The 23,108-nt window shown below is 40.2% G+C and carries 21 protein-coding genes; 6 read left to right on the top strand and 15 right to left on the bottom strand.

From position 1 onward, the window contains the following. Positions 1-177: 177 nt before the first annotated feature. A complete protein-coding gene (locus GWI59_RS09290; protein ID WP_082147380.1) occupies positions 178-540 on the top strand; it encodes a hypothetical protein in 363 nt (120 codons plus the stop codon). A 23-nt stretch (positions 541-563) separates the two neighbouring features. Here GWI59_RS09290 and GWI59_RS09285 read toward each other — a convergent pair whose 3' ends face one another. Beyond that, positions 564-1,004, bottom strand: a complete 441-nt coding sequence (locus tag GWI59_RS09285) for a YhbP family protein (protein ID WP_072064541.1) — start codon at positions 1,002-1,004, stop codon at positions 564-566. 114 nt (positions 1,005-1,118) lie between these two features. Beyond that, positions 1,119-1,370, bottom strand: a complete 252-nt coding sequence (locus GWI59_RS09280) for a YdgH/BhsA/McbA-like domain containing protein (RefSeq protein ID WP_115065043.1) — start codon at positions 1,368-1,370, stop codon at positions 1,119-1,121. Between the two features lie 287 nt (positions 1,371-1,657). Here GWI59_RS09280 and GWI59_RS09275 point away from each other — a divergent pair, with 287 nt between their 5' ends. Continuing rightward, a complete protein-coding gene (locus GWI59_RS09275; protein WP_072064543.1) occupies positions 1,658-1,948 on the top strand; it encodes a GIY-YIG nuclease family protein in 291 nt (96 codons plus the stop codon). 2 nt (positions 1,949-1,950) lie between these two features. Here GWI59_RS09275 and GWI59_RS09270 read toward each other — a convergent pair whose 3' ends face one another. Beyond that, positions 1,951-2,457, bottom strand: coding sequence for a GNAT family N-acetyltransferase (locus tag GWI59_RS09270; RefSeq protein ID WP_006535668.1), 507 nt, complete (start codon positions 2,455-2,457; stop codon positions 1,951-1,953). Next, positions 2,451-2,984: a ubiquinone anaerobic biosynthesis accessory factor UbiT gene (gene ubiT / locus GWI59_RS09265; protein WP_006535669.1), complete on the bottom strand. Its 534-nt coding sequence runs from the start codon at positions 2,982-2,984 to the stop codon at positions 2,451-2,453. Before ubiT ends, GWI59_RS09270 begins: the two co-directional genes overlap by 7 nt. 216 nt (positions 2,985-3,200) lie before the next feature. On the opposite strand from ubiT, the gene ubiU reads away from it, so the two are divergent. Both ubiU and GWI59_RS09255 read left to right on the top strand, forming a co-directional pair. Then, positions 3,201-4,196, top strand: coding sequence for a ubiquinone anaerobic biosynthesis protein UbiU (ubiU, locus tag GWI59_RS09260; protein ID WP_006535670.1), 996 nt, complete (start codon positions 3,201-3,203; stop codon positions 4,194-4,196). Positions 4,197-4,209: 13 nt separating this feature from the next. Continuing rightward, positions 4,210-5,088 (top strand): U32 family peptidase, encoded by an 879-nt coding sequence (locus GWI59_RS09255; protein WP_109399650.1) that lies wholly within the window; start codon positions 4,210-4,212, stop codon positions 5,086-5,088. Positions 5,089-5,127: 39 nt separating this feature from the next. Here the strand turns inward: GWI59_RS09255 and GWI59_RS09250 are convergent, their stop codons facing one another. From GWI59_RS09250 to GWI59_RS09240, 3 genes are read right to left on the bottom strand one after another with little or no spacing between them, the layout of a single operon-like run. Next, positions 5,128-6,291 carry an ABC transporter permease gene (locus tag GWI59_RS09250; RefSeq protein ID WP_072064545.1) on the bottom strand — a complete coding sequence of 388 codons (1,164 nt, stop codon included), beginning with the start codon at positions 6,289-6,291 and terminating at the stop codon, positions 5,128-5,130. Continuing rightward, positions 6,291-7,436: an ABC transporter permease gene (locus GWI59_RS09245; protein WP_109399651.1), complete on the bottom strand. Its 1,146-nt coding sequence runs from the start codon at positions 7,434-7,436 to the stop codon at positions 6,291-6,293. Before GWI59_RS09245 ends, GWI59_RS09250 begins: the two co-directional genes overlap by 1 nt. Before the next feature lie 9 nt (positions 7,437-7,445). Beyond that, complete coding sequence (locus GWI59_RS09240) at positions 7,446-8,417, bottom strand: HlyD family secretion protein (protein WP_109399652.1); 972 nt, start codon at positions 8,415-8,417, stop codon at positions 7,446-7,448. A 233-nt stretch (positions 8,418-8,650) separates the two neighbouring features. Here GWI59_RS09240 and GWI59_RS09235 point away from each other — a divergent pair, with 233 nt between their 5' ends. Both GWI59_RS09235 and btsR read left to right on the top strand, forming a co-directional pair. After that, positions 8,651-10,354 (top strand): sensor histidine kinase, encoded by a 1,704-nt coding sequence (locus tag GWI59_RS09235; protein ID WP_109399653.1) that lies wholly within the window; start codon positions 8,651-8,653, stop codon positions 10,352-10,354. A gap of 2 nt (positions 10,355-10,356) precedes the next feature. Further along, the gene (gene btsR / locus GWI59_RS09230) at positions 10,357-11,073 is read left to right on the top strand and encodes a two-component system response regulator BtsR (protein ID WP_006535679.1); all 717 of its coding nucleotides are present in this window, start codon (positions 10,357-10,359) and stop codon (positions 11,071-11,073) included. A gap of 274 nt (positions 11,074-11,347) precedes the next feature. On the opposite strand, the gene GWI59_RS09225 is transcribed toward btsR, so the two are convergent. From GWI59_RS09225 to nusA, 8 genes are all read right to left on the bottom strand, one after another. After that, positions 11,348-13,204 (bottom strand): DEAD/DEAH family ATP-dependent RNA helicase, encoded by a 1,857-nt coding sequence (locus tag GWI59_RS09225; RefSeq protein ID WP_161724508.1) that lies wholly within the window; start codon positions 13,202-13,204, stop codon positions 11,348-11,350. A gap of 171 nt (positions 13,205-13,375) precedes the next feature. Continuing rightward, entirely contained in the window at positions 13,376-14,263 is an 888-nt protein-coding gene (gene nlpI, locus GWI59_RS09220; protein WP_072064550.1) for a lipoprotein NlpI, read from the bottom strand. Positions 14,264-14,375: 112 nt separating this feature from the next. Next, on the bottom strand, positions 14,376-16,505 hold the full coding sequence (gene pnp, locus GWI59_RS09215) for a polyribonucleotide nucleotidyltransferase (RefSeq protein WP_109847951.1): 2,130 nt from the start codon (positions 16,503-16,505) through the stop codon (positions 14,376-14,378). Between the two features lie 250 nt (positions 16,506-16,755). Then, complete coding sequence (gene rpsO, locus GWI59_RS09210) at positions 16,756-17,025, bottom strand: 30S ribosomal protein S15 (RefSeq protein WP_072064551.1); 270 nt, start codon at positions 17,023-17,025, stop codon at positions 16,756-16,758. Positions 17,026-17,148: 123 nt separating this feature from the next. Beyond that, positions 17,149-18,102, bottom strand: a complete 954-nt coding sequence (gene truB, locus GWI59_RS09205; RefSeq protein ID WP_006535686.1) for a tRNA pseudouridine(55) synthase TruB — start codon at positions 18,100-18,102, stop codon at positions 17,149-17,151. Next, on the bottom strand, positions 18,102-18,503 hold the full coding sequence (gene rbfA, locus GWI59_RS09200; protein WP_006535687.1) for a 30S ribosome-binding factor RbfA: 402 nt from the start codon (positions 18,501-18,503) through the stop codon (positions 18,102-18,104). The genes truB and rbfA overlap by 1 nt, the downstream gene beginning before the upstream one ends. Before the next feature lie 302 nt (positions 18,504-18,805). Then, positions 18,806-21,562 carry a translation initiation factor IF-2 gene (infB, locus tag GWI59_RS09195; protein ID WP_115065040.1) on the bottom strand — a complete coding sequence of 919 codons (2,757 nt, stop codon included), beginning with the start codon at positions 21,560-21,562 and terminating at the stop codon, positions 18,806-18,808. Positions 21,563-21,584: 22 nt separating this feature from the next. Further along, positions 21,585-23,093, bottom strand: coding sequence for a transcription termination factor NusA (gene nusA, locus GWI59_RS09190; RefSeq protein ID WP_006535691.1), 1,509 nt, complete (start codon positions 23,091-23,093; stop codon positions 21,585-21,587). Between the last annotated feature and the right edge of the window lie 15 nt (positions 23,094-23,108).

The following is a 23,108-nucleotide window of genomic DNA, read 5'->3' as shown; positions in this document are numbered from 1 at the left end:
CTCACTAAATCTTACGATATTGGTCTTTATATATTTTATCCAGTAGTAGGTTATCCAAATACTTACTTAATCACTCCTGTTATCAAATGCGAATCATTTTCAAAAAAGATGGTAAAAGTGATTAGTTTTGTTTTATTATTAATACTCTTAACTATTCTTTTTATGATGATATTTGATATGAAATTGGCCCTCTTCTCTGTATTTTCAATGATCTTACTTTCGGGTTGCAGCACTACTTGGGAACCTCAAGGTGCATCAGATTACACGTTACAAGAAGCAAAACTCATTTGTGATTTCGATGCCAATACTCGCTACCCTATCCGCAAAGAAGTGCTACAACGGACTGTCTATCGTGATGTACAAAAGACATGTCGTAAGGATGATAAAGACCATTGTGGTGATAAAAAAACCTACACTGAACGTGTACCCATGACAGAAAGCTATGTTGAAGACATTAATCAAGAAGACAGAAAAACCTTCTACACTTCTTGTATGTCTTTAAAAGGATGGGAACAAAAAAATCATTATTTTTGGGAATAGTAGAAAGTTAAGAAAAAATAAGTTTAGTCACGCTGCCAATAGAGCTTAGTTCCAAAGCCTAACTGATTATTGACCATCTTAATTTCTTGTAATTGCAATTCCCATAAAGGCACATGGATGGCGGCTAATGCAACAGGAAAACGTAAACAATAATGTTTTCTTGCATTGATGTCGTCCTTACCAGCCAATAAAGCAACCGAACCTGTAAATTGAATACCTTGCAGATCGGATACTGCAATTTCTTGGGTACTAATACTTCCTGCAACTAATAAATTTTCCTGCATCATTTGAGCATGCCGTGTTTTCTTTTCAGAAAGAAAAACAAGTCTCATCTGATTTTCATCAAACCAATAAAAACAATTAGCACACCAAACATCACTCAATGAACGTGTTGTGCATAAGGTAAACACATGCTTATCACGTATATATTGTTTAATTATTTTGATCGAATCTGAAGAAGACATAATATACCTGTATAGACACACAAAGAGACGCTGTTTAGTTGATAATTATATCACCAAAACGAGCGTCTTTCCGAATGTCTCTTATTGCAGGTTATTTATCTGGAATAGTTAATATTAACGATAAATTTCAGCATCTACAGTGAGGTAATTATCACCTGTTGCGCCTACAACTTTAAAGCTTTTTGCGCCTTCATCTTTTACGATTTGGGCAATCTTAGCAGTTAAACCATCTAAAGTATCACTACCTGTGATTGTGATATACTCACCATTCATCGAAGAACTTTTTGATACACTATCAGATGCGATTGAACCAAATGAAATAGCGCTTAAAGCTAATGTAGCAGCGATTAATGTAGATTTTTTCATAATAAACTCCAAATATATTCTAATTTTGCTAAGTATCGCGGAGTGTCTCTCTGTGATGTGGATCATATTATGCACTTTCGTTTAACTTTAAAATTAGCAATAATTGCTGTTCATTTTCAAAAAAATTGAATGTTATTTTTTAAATGGTAGAACCTATTGTCACAAATATTTCACAACATACTGATATATCTAATAGATTTTATTTTGATAAAACGATAAATTACTCACTTAAAAAATTAAGAAATATTATTTATCAAAAGAAAAAATAGCACGAAAAGGAAAAAATGATGACGGAGACAATATGGTCACTCTATATCGTTAGAAATCGTCTCGGTTCTCTTTATACAGGGATCACAACAAATGTTGAGAGGCGTTTTCAACAACATCAGAATGGAACTGGCGCTAAAGCACTGAAAGGTAAAGGCCCTTTATTACTAGAGTTTTATTGTCAGGTAGGAGATAGACAACGAGCTTCTCAACTTGAATACCAATTAAAGCAGCTGAAAAAAACGCAAAAAGAAAAGCTGATCATTGACCAGCCTTCAGACATTGCACTGTATTTAATACAAGATAAATAAATTTAGCTAAATTGGTCAAACAATGGTGAATAGTTGACTAAACCATGGATATCATCAACATTGCCATTTTCTAACGCATAAAGCTGAAAAGCATCTTCTGTATCAGGCCATTTGCAATGTAAGCCTTGTGACTTAGCTGGGATAAATCCTGATTTTTGATAGTACTCAGGCTCACCCAACACCACAACTGCACCGTAACCAAATTCATTTAGACTATCTAGCCCTTCATTAATCAGTTGACGTCCAATACCTTGGTTTTGGAAATCAGGCGCAACAGCAAGTGGTGCAAGCCCTACCCACTGACAATCTTTTCCATCAATATCAACAGGTGTAAAACCGATATAGCCAATCAATTGGCCCTCATCGCTAATTGCCACCATGCCTAATGTTAATAACCCTTCTTCACGTAAGTGTCCGACTAAATCAGCTTCAGCACTTGTCGGAAACGCTTGGCGTAAAAGGTTATCAATTGCAGGAATATCAACGGGAATTTCAACACGTATTAGCATGAAGTTGAGCTCAGTTCATGGCTGTGTAGCGTGTCTTCTTTTTCTTCTTGAAGCCCACTTTTTACAAACTCAGCCAGTTGTAATAAACCAAAACGCAACACAGATGGCATTGAGTCTAATTCAATTGCATCCATCAGGTTCTTAACATATAACCCGAGTTCTGTATCACCCTCAATTTGTAGACGACGTTGGAAAAATAAGGTGTCAGGATCTTCTTTGCGGGCAGCTATTAAAATAAGATCATTAGCATTTCCACTAAAGCTGACATCTTCTTTCTCTAAGCGACTAACCACTAATTTATCATCACGAACACTGATAAACCACTGTAAATGTAAGTCTCTTATCTCAACTTTTAGCCATTTATCTTCTAAAAAGTGTAAATCACCTTCAGCTAACGATTCACGAAATTGCCAACTTAAGAACTGTTCTAAAATGTCACGTTGCAAAGCAAATGGCGTAACTTGTAAAGGGTAACGTAAAAAACGAGGTCCCTCTTTAACCAAATGGGTACGAATTTTGTTAAACACGTTCGGACTCCTATAAATAAAATTACGGGCTATTGTGCCAGATATAGACAGATATTCTGCGATCCTATATCAATATTCGGTTAATCCGTTGTTCACATTTTGAGTTCTTTGATTTTACTTAAGCAAAAAACAGAGTTCTCTGCCCTAAATCAAAACCTTTTTTTATCTTGCTCATTACAATTTCTGATCATTCTTAATTTCTAAAGGGAAGTGAAGATGGAATTGCTGTGCCCAGCGGGTAATTTACCTGCCTTAAAAGCGGCCATAGATAATGGTGCGGATGCCGTTTATATCGGCTTAAAAGATGATACTAACGCAAGACATTTTGCTGGTTTAAATTTCACAGAAAAGAAGTTACAAGAAGCGGTTAATTATGTTCATCGCCACCAGCGAAAATTGCATATTGCAATAAATACCTTTGCTCATCCTGATGGATTTGACCGCTGGCAAAAAGCCGTTGATATGGCAGCATCTTTAGGTGCGGATGCTTTTATCTTGGCGGATATCGCCATGTTAGAGTACGCTGCAGAGCGTTATCCTCATATTGAACGCCATGTTTCTGTACAAGCCTCAGCAACTAATACACAAGCTATTGAATTTTATCAACGTAACTTCGATGTGGCACGTATTGTTCTTCCTCGTGTTCTATCTCTTCATCAAGTGAAACAATTAGCACAAACGAGTCCAGTACCTTTAGAAGTTTTTGCCTTTGGTAGCTTATGTATTATGGCTGAAGGTCGATGCTATCTTTCTTCTTATTTAACAGGTGAATCTCCTAATACCGTTGGTGCTTGCTCTCCTGCTCGTTTTGTACGTTGGCAACAGACTCCACAAGGCATGGAATCTCGTCTTAATGATGTGCTTATCGACCGCTATTCACCCAATGAAAATGCAGGTTACCCGACATTATGCAAAGGACGCTATTTTGTTGATGATCACTGTTATCACGCATTAGAAGAGCCAACGAGTCTCAATACACTGTCTCTCTTACCTGAACTCATGGCGATGAATATAGCATCCGTCAAAATTGAAGGTCGCCAGCGTAGCCCTGCTTATGTCACTGAAGTCGCAAGAGTTTGGCGCGCTGCAATTGATCAATGCAAGAAAGATCCTCAAGGTTTTAGTACTCACCCGCGTTGGATGAATGCATTAGGAAAAATATCAGAAGGAACGCAAACAACCTTAGGTGCTTATCACCGTAAATGGCAATAATAAGGATATAAAAATGAAATATGCATTAGGTTCTGTACTTTATTATTGGCAAAAAGAGACGCTTGAAACCTTCTATGAAAAAGCAAAACAGTGTGATGCAGATATTATCTATTTAGGTGAAACAGTTTGCAGTAAGCGCAGGGAAATCAAGCCTCAAGATTGGATAAATCTCGCCAAAGAAGTCGCTAAAAGTGGTAAACAAGTGGTTCTTTCTACCTTAGCGTTATTACAAGCACCTTCTGAATTAAAAGAAATTGCTAAGTTAGTTGATAACGGTGAATTTTTAGTTGAAGCGCATGATTTTGGTGTGATCAACATGCTTTATGAGCGTAATCTTCCTTTTGTCGCAGGCCATGGGTTAAATTGCTACAACGCTTATGCACTACGTTTATTGTATAAGCAAGGCATGATACGTTGGTGTATGCCTGTTGAGCTTTCTCGTGAGTGGTTAAATAATCTGTTAATTCAATGCGAAGAATTAGCGATTAGAGATAAATTTGAAGTTGAAGTATTGGCTTACGGGCATCTTCCTTTAGCCTATTCTGCGCGTTGTTTTACTGCCCGTTCTGAAAATCGCTCTAAAGATGATTGTGAAACTTGTTGCCAAAAATACCCTCAAGGCCGTGAAGTATTATCGCAGGAGAACCAACAAGTCTTTGTTTTAAATGGCATTCAAACGCAAAGTGGCTACTGTTACAATTTAGGGAATGATTTAGCGTCAATGGCAGGTCTAGTGGATATTATCCGCTTATCTCCTGAATCTGACACGATTTTTGATACCTTGCAGCAATTTCGACAAAATGAACAAGGTCAACAACCACTGACAACAATTCATCATCATGACTGTAATGGCTATTGGCGTAAATTGGCAGGATTGGAATTAGTAGAGTAAAAATATAATATGTTGGAATAAAAAGCCCATAAGGGCTTTTTATTTTGACTCACCGCGATGATGTAACCAATGCTTAAATTGGTGCGTAATATGTCTTAATTCACCATTACGTAACATACCCACCAGTACACCTAATACGGTGTAAATCACACCTAAAACCAGCATCATCACGATATCACCTAATATACTTTGGAATGACAATCCCATCTGGTTAATTCCAGCCATGGCGTTTACTGCCCATGTAGAAGGTAATGCAGATGAAATGGCAAATACCCAGTTAGGCATCGCTTGTAATGGCCAAATCGTACCGGAAATATAGAACACAGGGGTTGTAACAAATGCCAGTGTTAGATAAATCATCTCAACACTACGTAAGCATTCTGTAATTAATTTACCTAATCCTAAGACTGCCAATAAGAATGGAAATGTCAGCATCCAGATTTGATAAAGTGGAGCCTCTTGGCGATAACCTAATACCCAAGGCCATAATGCAAAGAATACCGCGGATAAAAATAACCAAATCGGAATAAGTGCCGATAGCGCTCCTAAATAGACCGCTAATGGTGGCTTTCCTTTTGGCGTACTTCTCACGGCAATACTGACACGCACACAAGCAATTAAAAGGGAATGTTGCAATAACATCACTAATAATCCTGGAAAAATAATCGCGGCAAAACTTACCCCAGGGTTATACATCGCAATAGTTTCACCCTGAATAGGCTTTAATAGGATTTTTGATTGCTTAACACTAAAGCCTGCATTTTGTAAAATGCGCCCATTGTAAGAATCTAATAACTGTTGATAAGCCAACATTAATTCCTGCTGAATTTGCCCGCTAGCAAGACGGTTTGTGGCATCACCAAAGACAGGAACAGTGACATCTTTACCATTGAGTAATTTCTTCTCAAAATCAGTTGGTACAATAATGATGGCAAAAAGCTCTCGCATAATCATATCGTGGCGTGCTTCATCTAAATTATCATAGTTCTTGATGCTTAATTTAGGTGTCGAGTTTAATGCGCGAATAAGTGAATAACTGGCAGGACTGTGATCTTGATTGATAACAGCGACAGGTAGATCCCATAAAACAGGTTTGGCATAAACCAAACTCATCACACACAGAGAAACAATTAACAACATCCACATAGGTTTTTCTAGCATACCTAATAGAACGCGCTTAAAGGTTTGGAAGTACATCTGCATCATGCAACACCTACCTGTAATTCCAATCGTTTAAAAATACGTTTGCGAACTAAGAAGGCGATAGCAAAAGGATAAATCAGCAAGAGTGAGCAAACATACAAAATACCTTGTAATGATACTTCTCTTAAGAAGATATCAAACATCGCATTTAAGGCGTGAGTTAAAGGTTCTAGATTCGAAATAATTTGTGCAGGTAATATCATTGAGAGTTCAGGTACAGCCATGCCTGAAAATGCTAATGCAATACTCACCAACATCCCTATCATACTGTATGCCGTGATCGCACTATTGGTAAACGCAAAAAGCAGTAATCCCACACTTTGAGCCGCAATAATATAAAAGAATCCGACCAACACCATATATAGCGGATTACCATTCACCTTCGCCCCCGAAAAATGCACTAATGCTGCTAATTCAATAATTAATAAGGTTAAGAAAAATAGAGTGTAAGGAGTGAGCTTACCTATAAGTGCAAATGTGAAGGGCTTAATATTCAAGAGCATATTACCGCGCGACAACGAATAAATCGTACAGGTCACGACAAATAGTTGAAGCATATGGATCGTAGCCGCAAATTGCTGATAATAAATATAACTACCACTGGCATTAAACAAACTGTCATAAGAGAAAGTCACTTTTGCCAATGGTGGAACAGGTTTATTCATTTCTTGCGCTAAGACCGTGCGATATTGCGCATTAAGTTCTGCAATTAGTCCACTAAAATCCTGTATTGCATAACTCCCAGCAGCATAATATAACCCGTTGTAATACATACGTGTGGTGGGTTGCTTTCCAGCTAATACGTTGCTTTCAAAATGGCGGGGGATCGTAAGTATCGCGTAATCCTTTGCGCTACCAAGCCGTTCCATTGCAGTACGAGGATTACCATCTAGCGTATTTAATTGCGCATGAGAGCCTGCATTTAAGTCTCTGATCAGTGTTCGCGATAATGGGCTATTATCATTATTGATCACAGAAACTGGCAAATTCAGCAATGTACCTTCAGAAAAGTTAGCGCTAATTAACGTGAACAACATTAATGGAAATAACCAGCTTAGCCAGTGAAAAACCGGGCTACGAACTGCCATATGAGTTTCTCGTGAAAATGCGCTACTAAAGCCACGCCAAGCTGCTTTTACTCTCATTATTCGCCCTTATTTATCCCAGCGCCATAACGCACTCATTCCAGGACGTAGTCCCTCAATCGGCGCCACAGGATACAGTCGAATTTCAAACGTTTTTAAATCGAAATCACCCGTTGCTCTTGTCGCTCTTTTGGTTGCGTAGTCACCCATTGGTGCGATATAACGAATTTCAGCTTCTACCTCTTTATTACCTAATGCAGGAACCGTAATCGTAATACGATCACCTTTGCGAATATTCGCTAAAATATCTTCACGAAGGTTATAAACAAAATAAGCTTCAGGAAGACGAATAAGGGTAGCAAGCGGGCTATTGGCATTAAAAAGTTCACCTATTTCCGCAGGAATAGGACCAACTTCTCCGTCCACTGGCGCTTTAACTTGGAGATCGTTTTGTTGGATCTTCAATTCAATAAGTTGTTGTTCTGCCTGTTGTACTGCTGCTGTATATTTATGGCGTAATTCAATACGATCGCCATTTTTGGCTTCATCCAATTCTGCTTGCGCTGCTCTTACGCGTTGTGATGCAACATCTCGGCTACGGCGTGCATTATCCAATTCTGTCGCTGATACATAGCCTTGGCTAGCCACTGTGCTAATACGCTGATAATCTCTTGTCGCATTTGCTGCTTCTACTTTGGCTTGAGCCAGCACCGCTTCTAGGTTGCGAATGCTCTCTTCTCTTGTGCCATGTAATGACAAATCTAATTGAGCTTGAGCTTGTGCTTTAGCGGCCTCAAGTGCAGCAACTTGCGCATTGAGTTCAGGGCTTTCTAATGTGATCATCAACTGCCCTTTTTTAACATCATCACCTCGCTCTATATGACGTTCAATAACACGACCTTTGGCTTTAGAGGCAACAATCACTTCTGGAGCATCAACTTCTCCTTGCAATAATAAATATTGATTATGCGCGCGGAAAAGTACGGCTAATGCAATTAGTATTAGCATTAATAAAATAAGATAAATGGCTCTTTTTTTCATATAACGATTAGACCTTAATAGTGAAGTAGAACACTCACTGACTGAGTTATATTACACAATAACTCAGAATTTCTTTAAGAATTTTGTGCGCCAGATCACTGATGCAAAGGAATATTTTCTTTGATAGTGCGATTAAGTTATTCTTATATCGAACTTTATTGCCTAATTAATATCCCGCTTTATCTGAACTTTTTATATTTATCAGATAGAAAAGAGAACGGTACTCAATACTTATGTATGAATTTGATCTTATTTTGCTGTTATTACAGCAAATGTGCGTTTATTTAATTATTGCTTGGTTTTTAAGCAAAACACCTCTATTTACGCCACTTTTACAGGTCACTATAAAGCTACCACATAAATTGATGTGCTACGTCATATTCTCTATTTTCTGCATTATGGGTACTTATTTTGGGCTACATATTAATGATTCTATTGCTAATACGCGTGCTATTGGCTCCGTCTTAGGTGGGTTGCTAGGCGGCCCTTATGTCGGCTTTCTCGTTGGTTTTACGGGAGGCTTACATCGCTATTCGCTCGGTGGTATGACTGCATTTAGCTGTATGGTATCAACTATTGCAGAGGGATTAATTGGTGGGCTAGTTCACCGTTATTACGTAAAACACGGGCAGATGCACCGAATATTTAATCCGTGGACGGCAGCGGCAGTTACCTTCTTTGCTGAAATAATACAGATGAGCATCATCTTATTATTGGCACGCCCGTTTAATGAAGCACTTGCCTTAGTTAAAGATATTGCCGCCCCTATGATCGTAGCCAATACCATTGGTGCGGCGATGTTTATTCGAATATTACAAGATAGACGCGCTATATTTGAAAAATATACCAGTGCATTCTCAACACAAGCATTAAAAATCGCCGTTTGCACCGAAGGTATTTTGCGTAAAGGATTTAATCAAGACAATAGTACCCGAGTTGCAAAAGTTATTTATCAAGAATTAAGAGTCAGTGCGGTTGCTATTACAGATAGAGAAAAGCTGCTGGCTTTTATTGGTATTGGCGCTGATCACCATTTACCCGGTACGCCTATTTCATCAGAACAATCGAAACAAGCCATTAATAATAATGAAGTTGTTTATGCTGACGGTAATGAAACACCCTATCGTTGCACCCTTTCCCCTCATTGCAAACTAGGATCAACCTTAGTTATTCCGCTAAGAGGTGAAAATAATCAAGTCATTGGAACAATAAAACTTTATGAAGCTAAAAATCGCCTGTTTAGTTCAATTAACCGTACTTTAGGAGAAGGTATTGCTAGTTTATTATCTGCGCAAATTCTGGCAGGACAATATGAGCGAAATAAGCAATCACTTTTAGAATCAGAGATTAAACTTCTGCATGCTCAAGTAAATCCACATTTTCTTTTTAATGCGTTAAATACACTACAAGCCGTTATTCGCCGTGATAGTGAACAAGCAAAACAATTAGTGCAATTTCTTTCTGCGTTCTTTCGTAAGAATTTAAAAAGACCTGAAGCCGTAGTGACATTAAGTGACGAAATTGAACATGTGAATGCGTATTTACAAATCGAAAAAGCGCGTTTTCAGGAACGGTTACAGATTGATATTCAAATTCCTGAAAATTTAGCTAATGCACGCTTACCGGCATTTTCTCTTCAACCCATGGTCGAGAATGCAATTAAACATGGAACATCACAGTTATTGGACACAGGAAAGATTACAATTAGAGCATATCAAGAGCACCATTTAATCATTATCGAAATTTGTGATAATGCCGGACTTTACCGTCATCAATGCCCATCGCATCAATTAGGTTTAGGCATGAGACTAGTGGATAAACGATTAAAATTACGCTATGGCGAGCTTTATGGTGTTTTAGTTGAATGCCAAGCCGATAAATATACAAAGGTGAAAATCTGCTTACCTCTCGAAAAAAGCATGGATAAAACTACATAAAAATGAATATATTAATCGTTGATGATGAGCCGTTGGCTCGTGAAAACTTACGTTGTTTACTTGAAGTTGAAAAGGATATTCATATTGTTGGTGAATGCAGTAATGCGATTGAAGCCATAGGAGAAATACATCGAAAAAAGCCTGATGTTGTTTTTCTAGATATTCAAATGCCTCGTATTACTGGTCTTGAAATGGTCACAATGTTAGATCCTGAACATCGCCCTTATATTGTCTTTTTAACTGCATTTGAAGAGTATGCAATTCAAGCTTTTGAAGAGCACGCTTTTGATTATTTACTCAAGCCATTGGAGCAAGAGCGTTTAACAAAAACATTAAATCGTTTACGCCAAGGTAAGAAACAGAATATTGATCTCTTAACACCTCCTGAAGAGCGTTTAAAGTGTATTCCCTGCACAGGTCATAGCCGTATTTGGTTAATGCCCATTGATGAAGCTGTATTTGCCACATCAAGACTCAGTGGTGTTTATGTCACCAATAATCAAGGTCAAGAAGGCTTTACTGAATTAACACTACGTACATTAGAAACACGCACACAATTAGTTCGTTGCCATCGCCAATATTTAGTGAATATGGATTATGTTAATGAAATTATTTTTGGTGACAATGGGCAGGCTGAATTGATATTACACAATAATAGCCAAATTCCTGTTAGTCGCCGATATTTAAAACCATTAAAAGAAGCGATTGGTTTAAGTTAATTTTTCATCAATTTAAGGGACAATAAATAGCATACGGATTGTTAAAAGTAGAAATTCGCTTATGTAATGAGATCCTTGCGGCTGGGTTTAGTAACAAATATAAAAATCATGATTAATGCAAAACTCACACCACAGATAGAAACAAAAGTGATTGAGCTAATTAATAAAGCCTAGCAATAAAAATAAATACGCATAAAAAAACCAGCCAACTTTCGTTGACTGGTTTTTATTTTTTATCATCGACTCAATTTAATATTGAGTCGATTGTAGGCTCTTATTGGTGATGAGAGCTGCTACGACGACGTGGAGTACCTTCGTTATTACGACTACGGAAGTTACCGCGTTCGCCACCACGATCGTTATTACCACGACGTTGTGGTTGGTCACCGTTACTAAAACGACGACCACCTTGTGGCTGACCATCACGACGGCTGTTATTACGACGCTCACGGAAAGGCTGAGATTGAGCATCACCCACTAATTGCATATTCAGTGGTTTGTTCATAATACGCGTACGTGTGAAATGGCTTAATAAATCAGTTGGCATACCTTTTGGTAATTCGATGGTTGAGTGAGAACCATACAACTTGATATTACCAATGTAACGGCTGCTGATATCGCCTTCGTTAGCAATCGCACCAACGATATGACGAACTTCAACACCATCATCACGACCCACTTCGATACGATATAAATCCATTTCGCCAGCATCACGACGTTCACGACGAGGAGAACGCTCGCGATCGTTATCACGGCGACGATCGTCACGATCGTTAAATTCACGACGAGGACGACGAACGGGATCAGGTGGCAGAATAAGTGCGCGCTCACCTTGAGCCATTTTCAGTAATACCGCAGCCAGTGTTTCCATATCCAGCGCTTCTTCACCTTGTGGAGCTAATTTAGGTAACAGAGCACGGTACTGGTCAAGGTTGCTAGTTTCTAATTGTTGCGCGATTTGCTGTGCAAATTTTTCCTGACGACGTTGGCTGATGAGTTCTGCATTTGGCAGTTCTACTTCAGGAATTGTCATCTTCATTGTACGTTCGATATTGCGCAGTAAACGACGCTCACGGTTATCAACAAATAAAATTGCGCGACCAGCACGGCCGGCACGACCAGTACGACCAATACGGTGAACATAAGATTCTGAATCCATTGGGATATCATAGTTCACAACAAGGCTGATACGGTCAACATCAAGACCACGAGCTGCAACATCAGTCGCGATTAAAATGTCTAAACGACCATTTTTCAAACGCTCTAACGTTTGCTCACGCAATGATTGGTTCATGTCACCATTTAATGCGGCACTGTTATAGCCATTACGTTCTAATGCTTCAGCAACTTCTAATGTTGCGTTTTTAGTACGAACGAAAATAATTGCTGCATCAAAGTCTTCCGCTTCTAAGAAACGAATTAATGCTTCATTTTTACGCGCACCAAATGTCATCCAGTAACTTTGGCTGATATCTGGACGAGTTGTTACACTGCTTTGAATGCGAACTTCTTTAGGATCATTCATGAAGCGACGTGTAATACGACGAATAGCTTCTGGCATGGTTGCAGAGAACAGCGCAGTTTGGTGTTCTGCTGGGATCTTACTTAAGATATTTTCAACATCTTCAATAAAGCCCATACGCAACATTTCATCAGCTTCATCTAAAACTAAACCTTTCAGTTTAGATAAATCTAATGTGCCACGGTTTAAATGGTCTAATAAACGACCTGGTGTACCTACAACCACTTGTGGTCCTTGACGTAACGCACGTAATTGAACGTCGTAACGCTGACCACCATATAAAGCAACAACATTTACTTTTGGTAAATGCTTAGAAAAATCTTCAATTGCTTCAGCAACCTGAACCGCAAGTTCACGAGTAGGCGCTAAAACTAAAATTTGTGGTGCTTTTAATGATTCATCAAGATTATGTAATAATGGCAGGCTAAATGCGGCAGTTTTACCACTACCGGTCTGTGCCATACCTAAAACATCATTACCGTTTAAAAGGAAAGGAATACATTGTTGCTGAATTGGAGAAGGCTTCTCGTAGCCTAAGTCATTCAGTGCAGTCAAAATAGGTGCTGATAAACCTAGATCAGCAAAAGTCATATCGGTTTCAGTAGTCATGTCACTGTGCCTCATTCATTATGGCAGCCAGTTGACATAACATACCGCATGGTTTGTCGGTCTTTATCATCTAAAATGTGAACTGGCTCAAATTATATTATTAAACGAACAAACAAGCCCTCATCCTATACAGATGATGGCTTTCAAACTGATCAGAGAAATGTTCGTCAGCTATTGCTGGTCCGATTCCGCTAGGTCTTCTTGTTGGCCTAACAGTGCTAATTCCAACAATGCGTAGCGGTGCTCAACAAAGTTATGTGCGTTGTTGGCAACCGTCAGCTTGAATAACGCTTCTGCGCTATCCGTATCCCCCAGACTTAGGTAATACTTACCTAAATAGAAGTTAGTTTCACTAAGATGCTCAGCGAGCGAAGTGTTATCGGTTGAAGCCTCATTTAGTTTCAACATTAATGTTTTCTCATTAATGTCGCCTAAATAAAACTCAACTATATTCCATCCCCATTGTCCCGTTTTATCCGCCTGCTGGTATCGCTGTTTTAGCTGTTGTTTAGCCAAATCAGTGTTTATCTCTTTTTCTACAAGATATAACCAAAGCGAACGAATGGGATCATTTGGATCGACCTGATAAAACGCCTGCAGATCATCCTGCGCCAATTTCAATCGGCCACCGTAGTACGAAGCGATACCACGATTAAAACGCGCATTATTGTAAGTTGGATCAAGCTCTAAAACAGAATCAAACGCTTCATAAGCAGCATCGTAATTCGCTGCTTGCGTAAAATAGATACCTAGAAAATTAAAAATTTCTAGCATATCTGGTCGTATTGATAGCGCCATTGAAAAATCATTACGCGCTAAAGCTCGTAAACCGAGACTATCATACAGCACACCACGCTCATATAAAAGCTGTGCGTATTCATCTTCGGTTAATGAGCGGCTCGCTAGGATTTGTTCTATACGAGCTAATATCACTTCTTGTTGTAAAGAAGGCTGCAATGGTGTGGCAAAAACCGCATTCTGACGCCATTCTGGACTAGTGCTGCATCCGGAAATAAAGATGAAAACAGCAATAGAACAACTGCGCAGAAATGTTTTCATTTCTCACTCCCAAAGTCAGACCTTTCAACAAAAAGCGTTCTAGACGTCCTACTTGTCAATCATAATAAGTCTCTACCGATACCCATGTCTAGATATCGGTAGTAGAGTATCATTAATTAGCAGAATCTTCAGAAGAAGTTTCTGTTGCTTCCTGCTGATTAGCTTGAGCTTCTTTCATGCTTAAGCGAATACGGCCTTGACGGTCAATTTCCAGTACTTTTACTGGAACTTCTTGACCCATTTCCAAGTAGTCACTCACCTTCTCAACGCGTTTGTCTGCAATTTGAGAAATATGAACCAGACCTTCTTTGCCGCCACCGATAGCAACGAATGCACCGAAATCTACAATACGAGTGACTTTACCGTTGTAGATACGACCCACTTCAACTTCTGCAGTGATCTCTTCGATACGTGCGATAGCTTGTTTTGCTTGATCGCCACTTGTTGCAGCAATCTTCACAGTACCATCATCTTCGATTTCGATCGTTGTGCCCGTTTCTTCCGTTAATGCACGGATAACTGAACCGCCTTTACCGATAACGTCTTTGATCTTGTCTGGATTAATTTTGATAGTATGAATGCGTGGTGCGAATTCAGAAATATCAGCACGAGGTTTGCTAATTGCATCTTCCATTACGCCTAAAATATGTAGACGTGCGCTTTTCGCTTGGTTTAATGCGACCTGCATGATTTCGCGAGTGATACCTTCAATTTTGATATCCATCTGTAATGCGCTGACACCGTTACGGCTACCCGCAACTTTAAAGTCCATATCACCTAAATGGTCTTCATCACCCAGAATATCGGAAAGAACAACAAAGTTGTCGCCTTCTTTAACTAGACCCATTGCAATACCTGCAACAGATTCTTTAATTGGTACACCTGCATCCATCAGTGCTAAAGAAGCACCACATACAGATGCCATTGAAGAGGAACCATTTGATTCAGTAATTTCAGAAACCACACGAACAGTATATGGGAATTCTTCAATTGTTGGCATTACAGCTAACACACCACGTTTTGCTAAACGACCATGACCGATTTCACGACGTTTTGGTGAACCCATCATGCCTGTTTCACCAACAGAGTATGGAGGGAAGTTATAATGCAGTAAGAATGTATCAGTGTGCTCACCCATGATGTCATCAATAGTTTGAGCATCACGTGCAGTACCTAATGTTGCCGTTACCAGAGCCTGAGTTTCACCACGAGTAAACAGTGCTGAACCGTGGGTACGTGGTAATAAACCCGTGCGAATATCTAATGCACGTACCATGTCTTTTTCACGACCATCAATACGTGGTTCGCCAGCTAATACGCGAGCACGAACGATGTTTTTCTCAAGACCTGAGAAGATTTCGCTAATTTCAGCTTCATCTAAAGTTTCATCTTCAGCGAGTAATGTCGCGATAACTTCATCACGGATAGCTTCGATTTGCTCATAACGTTCTTGTTTTTCAGTGATACGGTAAGCATCACCAATACGAGCTTGTGCTAATTGTGCAATACGGTCATGTAAAGTTTGGTTGATAGCTTCTGGCGCCCAATCCCATTTCTCTTTACCCACTTCTGCAACTAATGCATTGATGTTTTCGATCACAACTTGTTGTTGATCATGACCAAATACGACTGCACCTAACATTTCTTCTTCTGATAATAAATCAGCTTCTGATTCTACCATCAGTACCGCGCCTGCTGTACCGGCAACCACTAAGTCTAATTTACTAACTTTTAGCTCATCAACAGTTGGGTTTAGAACATATTGCCCATCGATAAAACCAACACGAGCACCACCAATAGGACCATTGAATGGAACACCTGACAGCGCTAATACCGCAGAAGCACCAATCATTGCAACGATATCTGGGTTAACTTGTGGATTAACTGAAACAACGGTAGCAACGATTTGAATTTCGTTTAAGAAACCTTCTGGGAATAATGGACGTAAAGGGCGGTCAATTAAACGTGCAATTAACGTTTCGCCTTCACCAGGACGACCTTCACGACGGAAGAAGCTACCAGGAATACGACCAGCAGCGTATGAACGCTCTTGGTAGTTAACCGTTAATGGGAAGAAATCTTGTCCAGCTTTAACTTTTTTCTTTGCAACAACAGTAACAAAAACAGCAGTGCCGTCCATGTCAACCATAACAGCAGCTGTTGCTTGACGAGCCATCATACCTGTTTCTAATGAAACAGTATGTTGACCGTATTGAAATTTACGAACTGTAGGATTCAGCAAAATAATATCCTTTATCTTATTGTCGCCAGATGTTTAGCGACGATGAATGATCTTTTCTCCGCTACGTCCCCTCGCGACTAATGAAAATATTAACCACTTAATGATAAACACTTTCATTAGCCGCGCGAATTGTCGTAACTAGAGAGACTAAATAACAATCACCACATTAAAACATAACGACTAATATTAAAAATAGCACTTTCTAGTAGAAAAGGGGCCAACAGGCCCCTTTCCACTGAAACTCTCTTGATTAGCGACGCAGACCTAAACGTTCAATCAGTGCAGAGTAACGAGCAACATCTTTACGTTTCAGGTAGTCCAGCAGATTACGACGGCTGGAAACTTTACGCAGCAGACCACGACGGCTGTGGTGATCTTTTTTGTGCTCTGAAAAGTGACCTTGCAGGTGGTTGATTTCTGCAGTCAGCAGTGCAATCTGAACTTCGCTTGAGCCAGTATCGTTAGCATCACGACCAAATTCAGCAACGATTTTTGCTTTCGCTTCAGTACTTAGAGACATAATAAACTCCAAATTAAGTAAAATTTTCAGATAGCCAATCTCTAATTCAGCTATCCAACTCAGCCACCTAAACAGATAGCCGCATTATTCTACGCTCCAAACACTTTTAGCGCAAGATTGCTATTAAGTGTTATCTTGTGCGCTATAGTCTACAACGACTCTTTTTGGTGCAACTAAGCCATCTTTAATGATAGCAAGACCAATGAATTTTTTTTCATCACCTTCAGTTACTCTCACCCATTCGCCTTCATTGATATCATGATTAACGCGAACAGGCTGTCCTAACTTGAGATAACCCGCAATAATCGTGGTCAGATTCACAGCAGGAAAATGTGCAACAGCGGTATCCATAGGCAATAACAGAGCATCAAGTGCCGCGAAAGGATCTTCTTGTGCAGTTTGTGCATTTTCTTTCATCGCGCTTAATTGCTCTAACGTTACCATTCGTTCTTTAGGATAATCGGCAACTTCTAGTCGACGTAAGAAAATAACGTGAGCACCACATTGTAATTTCTCACCAAGATCATCAATAATTGTTCGAATATAAGTACCTTTGGAACAATGAATTTCCAGCTCTAATTCATCACCTTCCCAGCGAATAAACTGAAGTTCATAAACGGTAATCGGTCTTGCTTCTCGCTCAACTTCTATGCCTTGTCGAGCATATTCATAAAGCGGTTTACCTTGATGTTTTAAGGCAGAGTACATTGAAGGAACTTGCAATGTTTCACCACGAAAACTATCCAAGGCATCATCTAAAACTTGCTGTGTAAATTGCACAGGGCGCTCTTGAATAATCTCGCCATGTGCATCAGAGGTGTCGGTTCGTTGCCCTAAACGGGCAATAACACGATAACGTTTATCCGAATCCAATAGAAACTGTGAAAATTTCGTTGCTTCACCTAAACAAATAGGAAGCATACCTGTTGCTAAAGGATCCAATGCCCCCGTATGCCCTGCCTTACTGGCATTAAACATACGGCGGACTTTTTGAAGTGCATCGTTAGAAGAAATATCTTGGGGTTTATCGAGTAGCAATACGCCGTTAATCTCGCGCCCCTTACGACGACGCCCCATTATTTGTCCTCTTTATGACGGCGCTCTTCATCGCTTTTAACGACGTTAGAAACTAAGTTAGACATACGCATACCTTCAACTAATGAGTTGTCATAAGCAAATGTCAGTTCAGGCACAATTCGTAAACGCATTGCTTTGCCTAATAAAGAACGAATAAAACCAGCGGCTTCATTAAGTGCGGTTAAACCCTCTGCAACCATTTCTTCTTCGCTTTTTTCACCACCAGATAAGTTTAAAAAGGTGACGAATACTTTGGCATAAGCCAAATCACGAGAAATTTCAACGCCAGACACAGTGGCCATTCCAATGCGAGGATCTTTGACTTCACGTTGTAGAATGATGGCGATTTCTTTTTGCATTTCCTGAGAAACACGCTGACTACGGCTAAAATCTCTTGCCATTTTATCTCTCCCTGACAATAGGGTATCGCCCTGATTGTCATTATTAATTCAAATCTAAAATTAATGATATCTAAAGAGTATACATGAAGTGGTATTTAACAACCGCTTTCTCTGATTTCTTTCTTTAGAAATAAAATGTTTCTTTGGTGCTATTTTACCCTGTTATTTCACTTTCATAAATTACTGAAAGGCTGTCTATTTCGGTTATATTGAAAATTGGAGAGGAAATAAGCGAAGAATACAACAAAGAAAGGAATAAGAAGGGAGCCCTTAAGCTCCCTTTTAAAACAAGACGTACTAAATTAATCAATAGAACGTTTGATTTCGATAACTTGGAAGACTTCAATCATGTCGCCGACACGGACATCGTTGTAGTTTTTCACACCGATACCACATTCCATGCCATTACGCACTTCGTTGACGTCATCTTTAAAGCGACGTAATGACTCGAGTTCGCCTTCATAGATAACCACGTTATCACGTAGAACACGAATTGGGTTATTACGTTTGATGTTACCTTCAACCACCATACAGCCCGCAATCGCGCCGAATTTAGGTGATTTAAACACATCACGGACTTCTGCAAGACCCATGATTTCTTGTTTATATTCAGGTGCCAACATACCGCTCATTGCCAGTTTGATTTCATCAATCAGGCTATAGATGACGGAGTAGTAACGTAAATCAACGCTTTCTTGTTCAATGATACGGCGAGCAGATGCATCAGCACGAACGTTGAAACCAAGAATGATTGCGTTAGAAGCGGCCGCTAATGTTGCGTCAGTTTCGGTGATACCACCTACGCCCGAACCGATGATTTTCAGTTTAACTTCATTAGTAGACAGTTTAACTAATGCATCAGTAATCGCTTCACAAGTACCTTGAACGTCTGTTTTCAGAACGATGTTCAGTTCAGAAGTTTTACCTTCTTCCATGTTAGCAAACATGTTTTCCAGTTTAGATTTCTGCTGACGAGCCAGTTTAACATCGCGGAATTTACCTTGACGGTATAATGCAACTTCACGCGCTTTCTTCTCGTCACGAACAACCGTTGCTTCATCACCCGCAGAAGGAACATTAGACAGACCTAAAATCTCAACAGGCATTGATGGGCCAGCAGATTGAACGTCTTTACCTAATTCGTTACGCATTGCACGAATACGACCGTATTCGAAACCACACAGAACGATGTCACCTTTATTCAGTGTACCTTCACGGACAAGAATTGTTGCAACTGGGCCACGACCTTTATCAAGGTAAGATTCGATAACAACACCGCTTGCCATACCTTCTTTAACTGCTTTCAGTTCGAGAACTTCAGCTTGTAAAAGAATAGCATCCAGCAGTTCGTCAATCCCTAAACCTTGTTTTGCAGATACATGGATAAACTGAGTTTCGCCACCCCAATCTTCTGGCAGAATGCCATATTGAGACAGTTCAGTTTTAACGCGATCTGGATCAGCTTCGTGTTTATCAATTTTGTTCACTGCAACAACAACAGGTACATTTGCTGCTTTTGCGTGTTGAATTGCTTCGATAGTTTGTGGCATGACACCATCATCTGCCGCAACAACCAGAACAACGATATCCGTAACCTGAGCACCACGAGCACGCATTGAAGTAAACGCGGCGTGACCTGGAGTATCTAGGAAGGTGATTTCACCTTTGTCAGTTTTAACGTGATAAGCACCGATATGCTGGGTGATACCACCCGCTTCGCCTGATGCTACTTTCGTTGAACGAATGTAGTCCAGTAATGATGTTTTACCATGGTCAACGTGACCCATAATAGTCACAACTGGAGCGCGAGATACTGCACTTTCTTCGCCAGTATCACGATCGCTCATAACTTGTTCTTCTAACTCGTTTTCACGACGTAAGATAACTTTATGACCCATTTCTTCAGCAACAAGCTGTGCAGTTTCTTGGTCTAAAACCTGATTAATGGTCGCCATCGCACCCATTTTCATCATAGTTTTGATAACTTCAGACCCTTTCACTGCCATTTTGTTAGCTAGTTCAGCAACAGAAATAGTCTCACCGATAATAACATCACGGTTTACAACAGCCGCTGGCTTATTGAAGCTTTGCTGTAATGAGCTACCTTTACGTTTACCTTTCTTGTTAGTACGACCAGCAGCACGTGCTTCTTCACGATCTGCTTTTTCAGAATGGCGGTTGTTCTTCTTAGGACGAGGAGCCTTAGCATTGCGACCACGACCGCGGCCACCTTCAACTTCAGCATCACTTTCATCTTCTGCATCACGAGCATAACGTGATGTTGTTACATGATAGTCTGAGCCTTCAGTTTCTGGTGCTTTAGGTTCAGCAGTCCATTTTTCAGCATTTTCTTCAGCTAAACGACGTGCTTTTTCTGCTGCTATACGTGCTTCTTCTTCCGCTTTACGGCGCTGTGCTTCTTCCGTTTTACGCTTCAGTTCAGCCTGTTCAGCATTGCGACGTGCTTTTTCCTGATCTGCTGCTTTATCAGCTTTTGGTTTATCGTTTTGTTTCACTTTATCTTTTTCCGCTGCTTCGCGCTTAGCTAATTCCGCTGCTTCACGTTTTGCTTCTTCAGCTTTACGTTTCGCTTTTTCTTCGGCGTCTTTCTTTGCCTTTTCAGCTTCACGTTTTGCTTTTTCTTCAGCTTCGCGCTGTGCTTTCTCTTGTGCTTCGCGCTGGGCTTTTTCTTCGGCTTCGCGATGCGCCTTTTCTTCCGCTTCACGCTGAGCTTGCTCATCCGCTTGCGCTTTTTCAATGGCGTCACGGTTCACATAAGTGCGTTTTTTGCGGACTTCGATGGCTACTGATTTACTTTTGCCACCTGTACCAGGAACACTTAACGTACTACGCACTTTGCGTTGTAACGTTAACTTTTCTGGTTGGTTGGTTGATACGTCTTTATCACGATTCAACCAAGCCAGTAAGGTTTCTTTCTCTTTTTGGGAGACGGAATCAGAGACGGTCTTCTTAATACCGGCATCAGCAAACTGCTGTACCAAACGTTCAACCGGTGTCTGAATCTCTTCTGCCAGTGATTTTACTGTTTCATCTGTCATTCTGTTCCTTCCTGCTCAGTTGTTACGCATCATTCCCAAACCAGCAGATATTACGTGCGGCCATAATGAGTTCGCCTGCGCGCTCACTATTTAAACCTTCAATATCAGTTAGGTCATCGATACCCTGTTCGGCAAGATCTTCCAGTGTGCAGATACCACGGGCAGCTAGATCAAATGCTAAAGAGCGCTCCAAGCCTTCGAGAGCTAATAAGTCCTCAGCTGGCTGGTTATCGCCTAGGCTTTCTTTTTGAGCCAACTCAATCGTTGTTAGTGCAGCTTTTGCTCTTTCACGTAGAGCTTCAACGGTGTCTTCATCTAATCCGTCAATAGCCAGCAGTTCACTGATTGGCACATAAACTAACTCTTCAAGGGTAGAGAAACCTTCTTCAACTAAAACAGTTGCGAAGTCTTCATCAATGTCGAGATGCTTAGTAAATATTTCAATGGCTGCGTTTGCTTCTGCCTGATGTTTTGCATTCAGTTCATCAGCAGTCATGACGTTTAATTCCCACTTGTCATCACCACGATGTTTTTTCAGTAACTGTGCTGCCAGACGAACGTTTTGACCATTACGGCCGATTGCCTGTGCAAGGTTACTGCTTTCGACTGCAACATCCATTGTGCATTTGTCTTCATCGACAACAATAGAAGCAACATCTGCCGGAGCCATTGCATTAATGACGAATTGTGCAGGATTATCATCCCACAAAACAATATCAATTCGCTCGCCGCCCAATTCACTGGAAACGGCTTGTACACGTGCACCACGCATACCAACACAAGCACCCACGGGGTCAATACGCTTGTCGTTAGTTTTTACTGCGATTTTGGCACGAGAACCTGGATCACGCGCTGCAGCTTTAATTTCAATGATTTCTTCGCCAATCTCTGGTACTTCAATACGGAAAAGTTCAACCAGCATTTCAGGGCGAGAGCGTGTCACGAAAAGTTGTGCACCACGAGTTTCTGTACGTACGTCGTATAAAACACCACGTAAACGGTCACCTGGACGGAAGTTTTCACGCGGTAACATATCTTCGCGTAAAATAACCGCTTCGGCGTTATTACCTAAATCTAAAGTGATATTTTCACGGTTCACTTTCTTCACAACACCCGTGATAATTTCGCCTAATTGTTCGCGGAATTGATCAACAACCATTGCTCTTTCAGCTTCACGTACTTTTTGTACGATAACTTGTTTAGCAGTTTGTGTTGTAATACGGTCGAAAGTAACAGATTCAATCTGATCTTCAATATAACCACCTAGTTCAATACTAGGATCTTCATATTGAGCAGCTTCAAGTGTGATTTCACGAGTTGGTTGAGTCACTTCATCAACAGCAACCCAACGACGGAATGTATCAAAGTCACCGGTTTTACGGTCGATACAAACGCGAACGTCAATTTCTTGCTCGTATTTTTTCTTAGTTGCTGTCGCTAGTGCGGTTTCCAGTGCTTCAAAAATCTTTTCACGAGGAAGAGATTTTTCGTTAGAGACCGCTTCCACAACAGCCAGAATCTCTTTGTTCATCCTAGTTGCCTCTTC

Source organism: Proteus sp. G2673 (assembly GCF_009915125.1).
GTDB classification, from domain to species: domain Bacteria; phylum Pseudomonadota; class Gammaproteobacteria; order Enterobacterales; family Enterobacteriaceae; genus Proteus; species Proteus penneri.
Note: the sequence above shows the minus strand (reverse complement) of the source record. Positions and strands in the feature narration are given on the sequence as shown.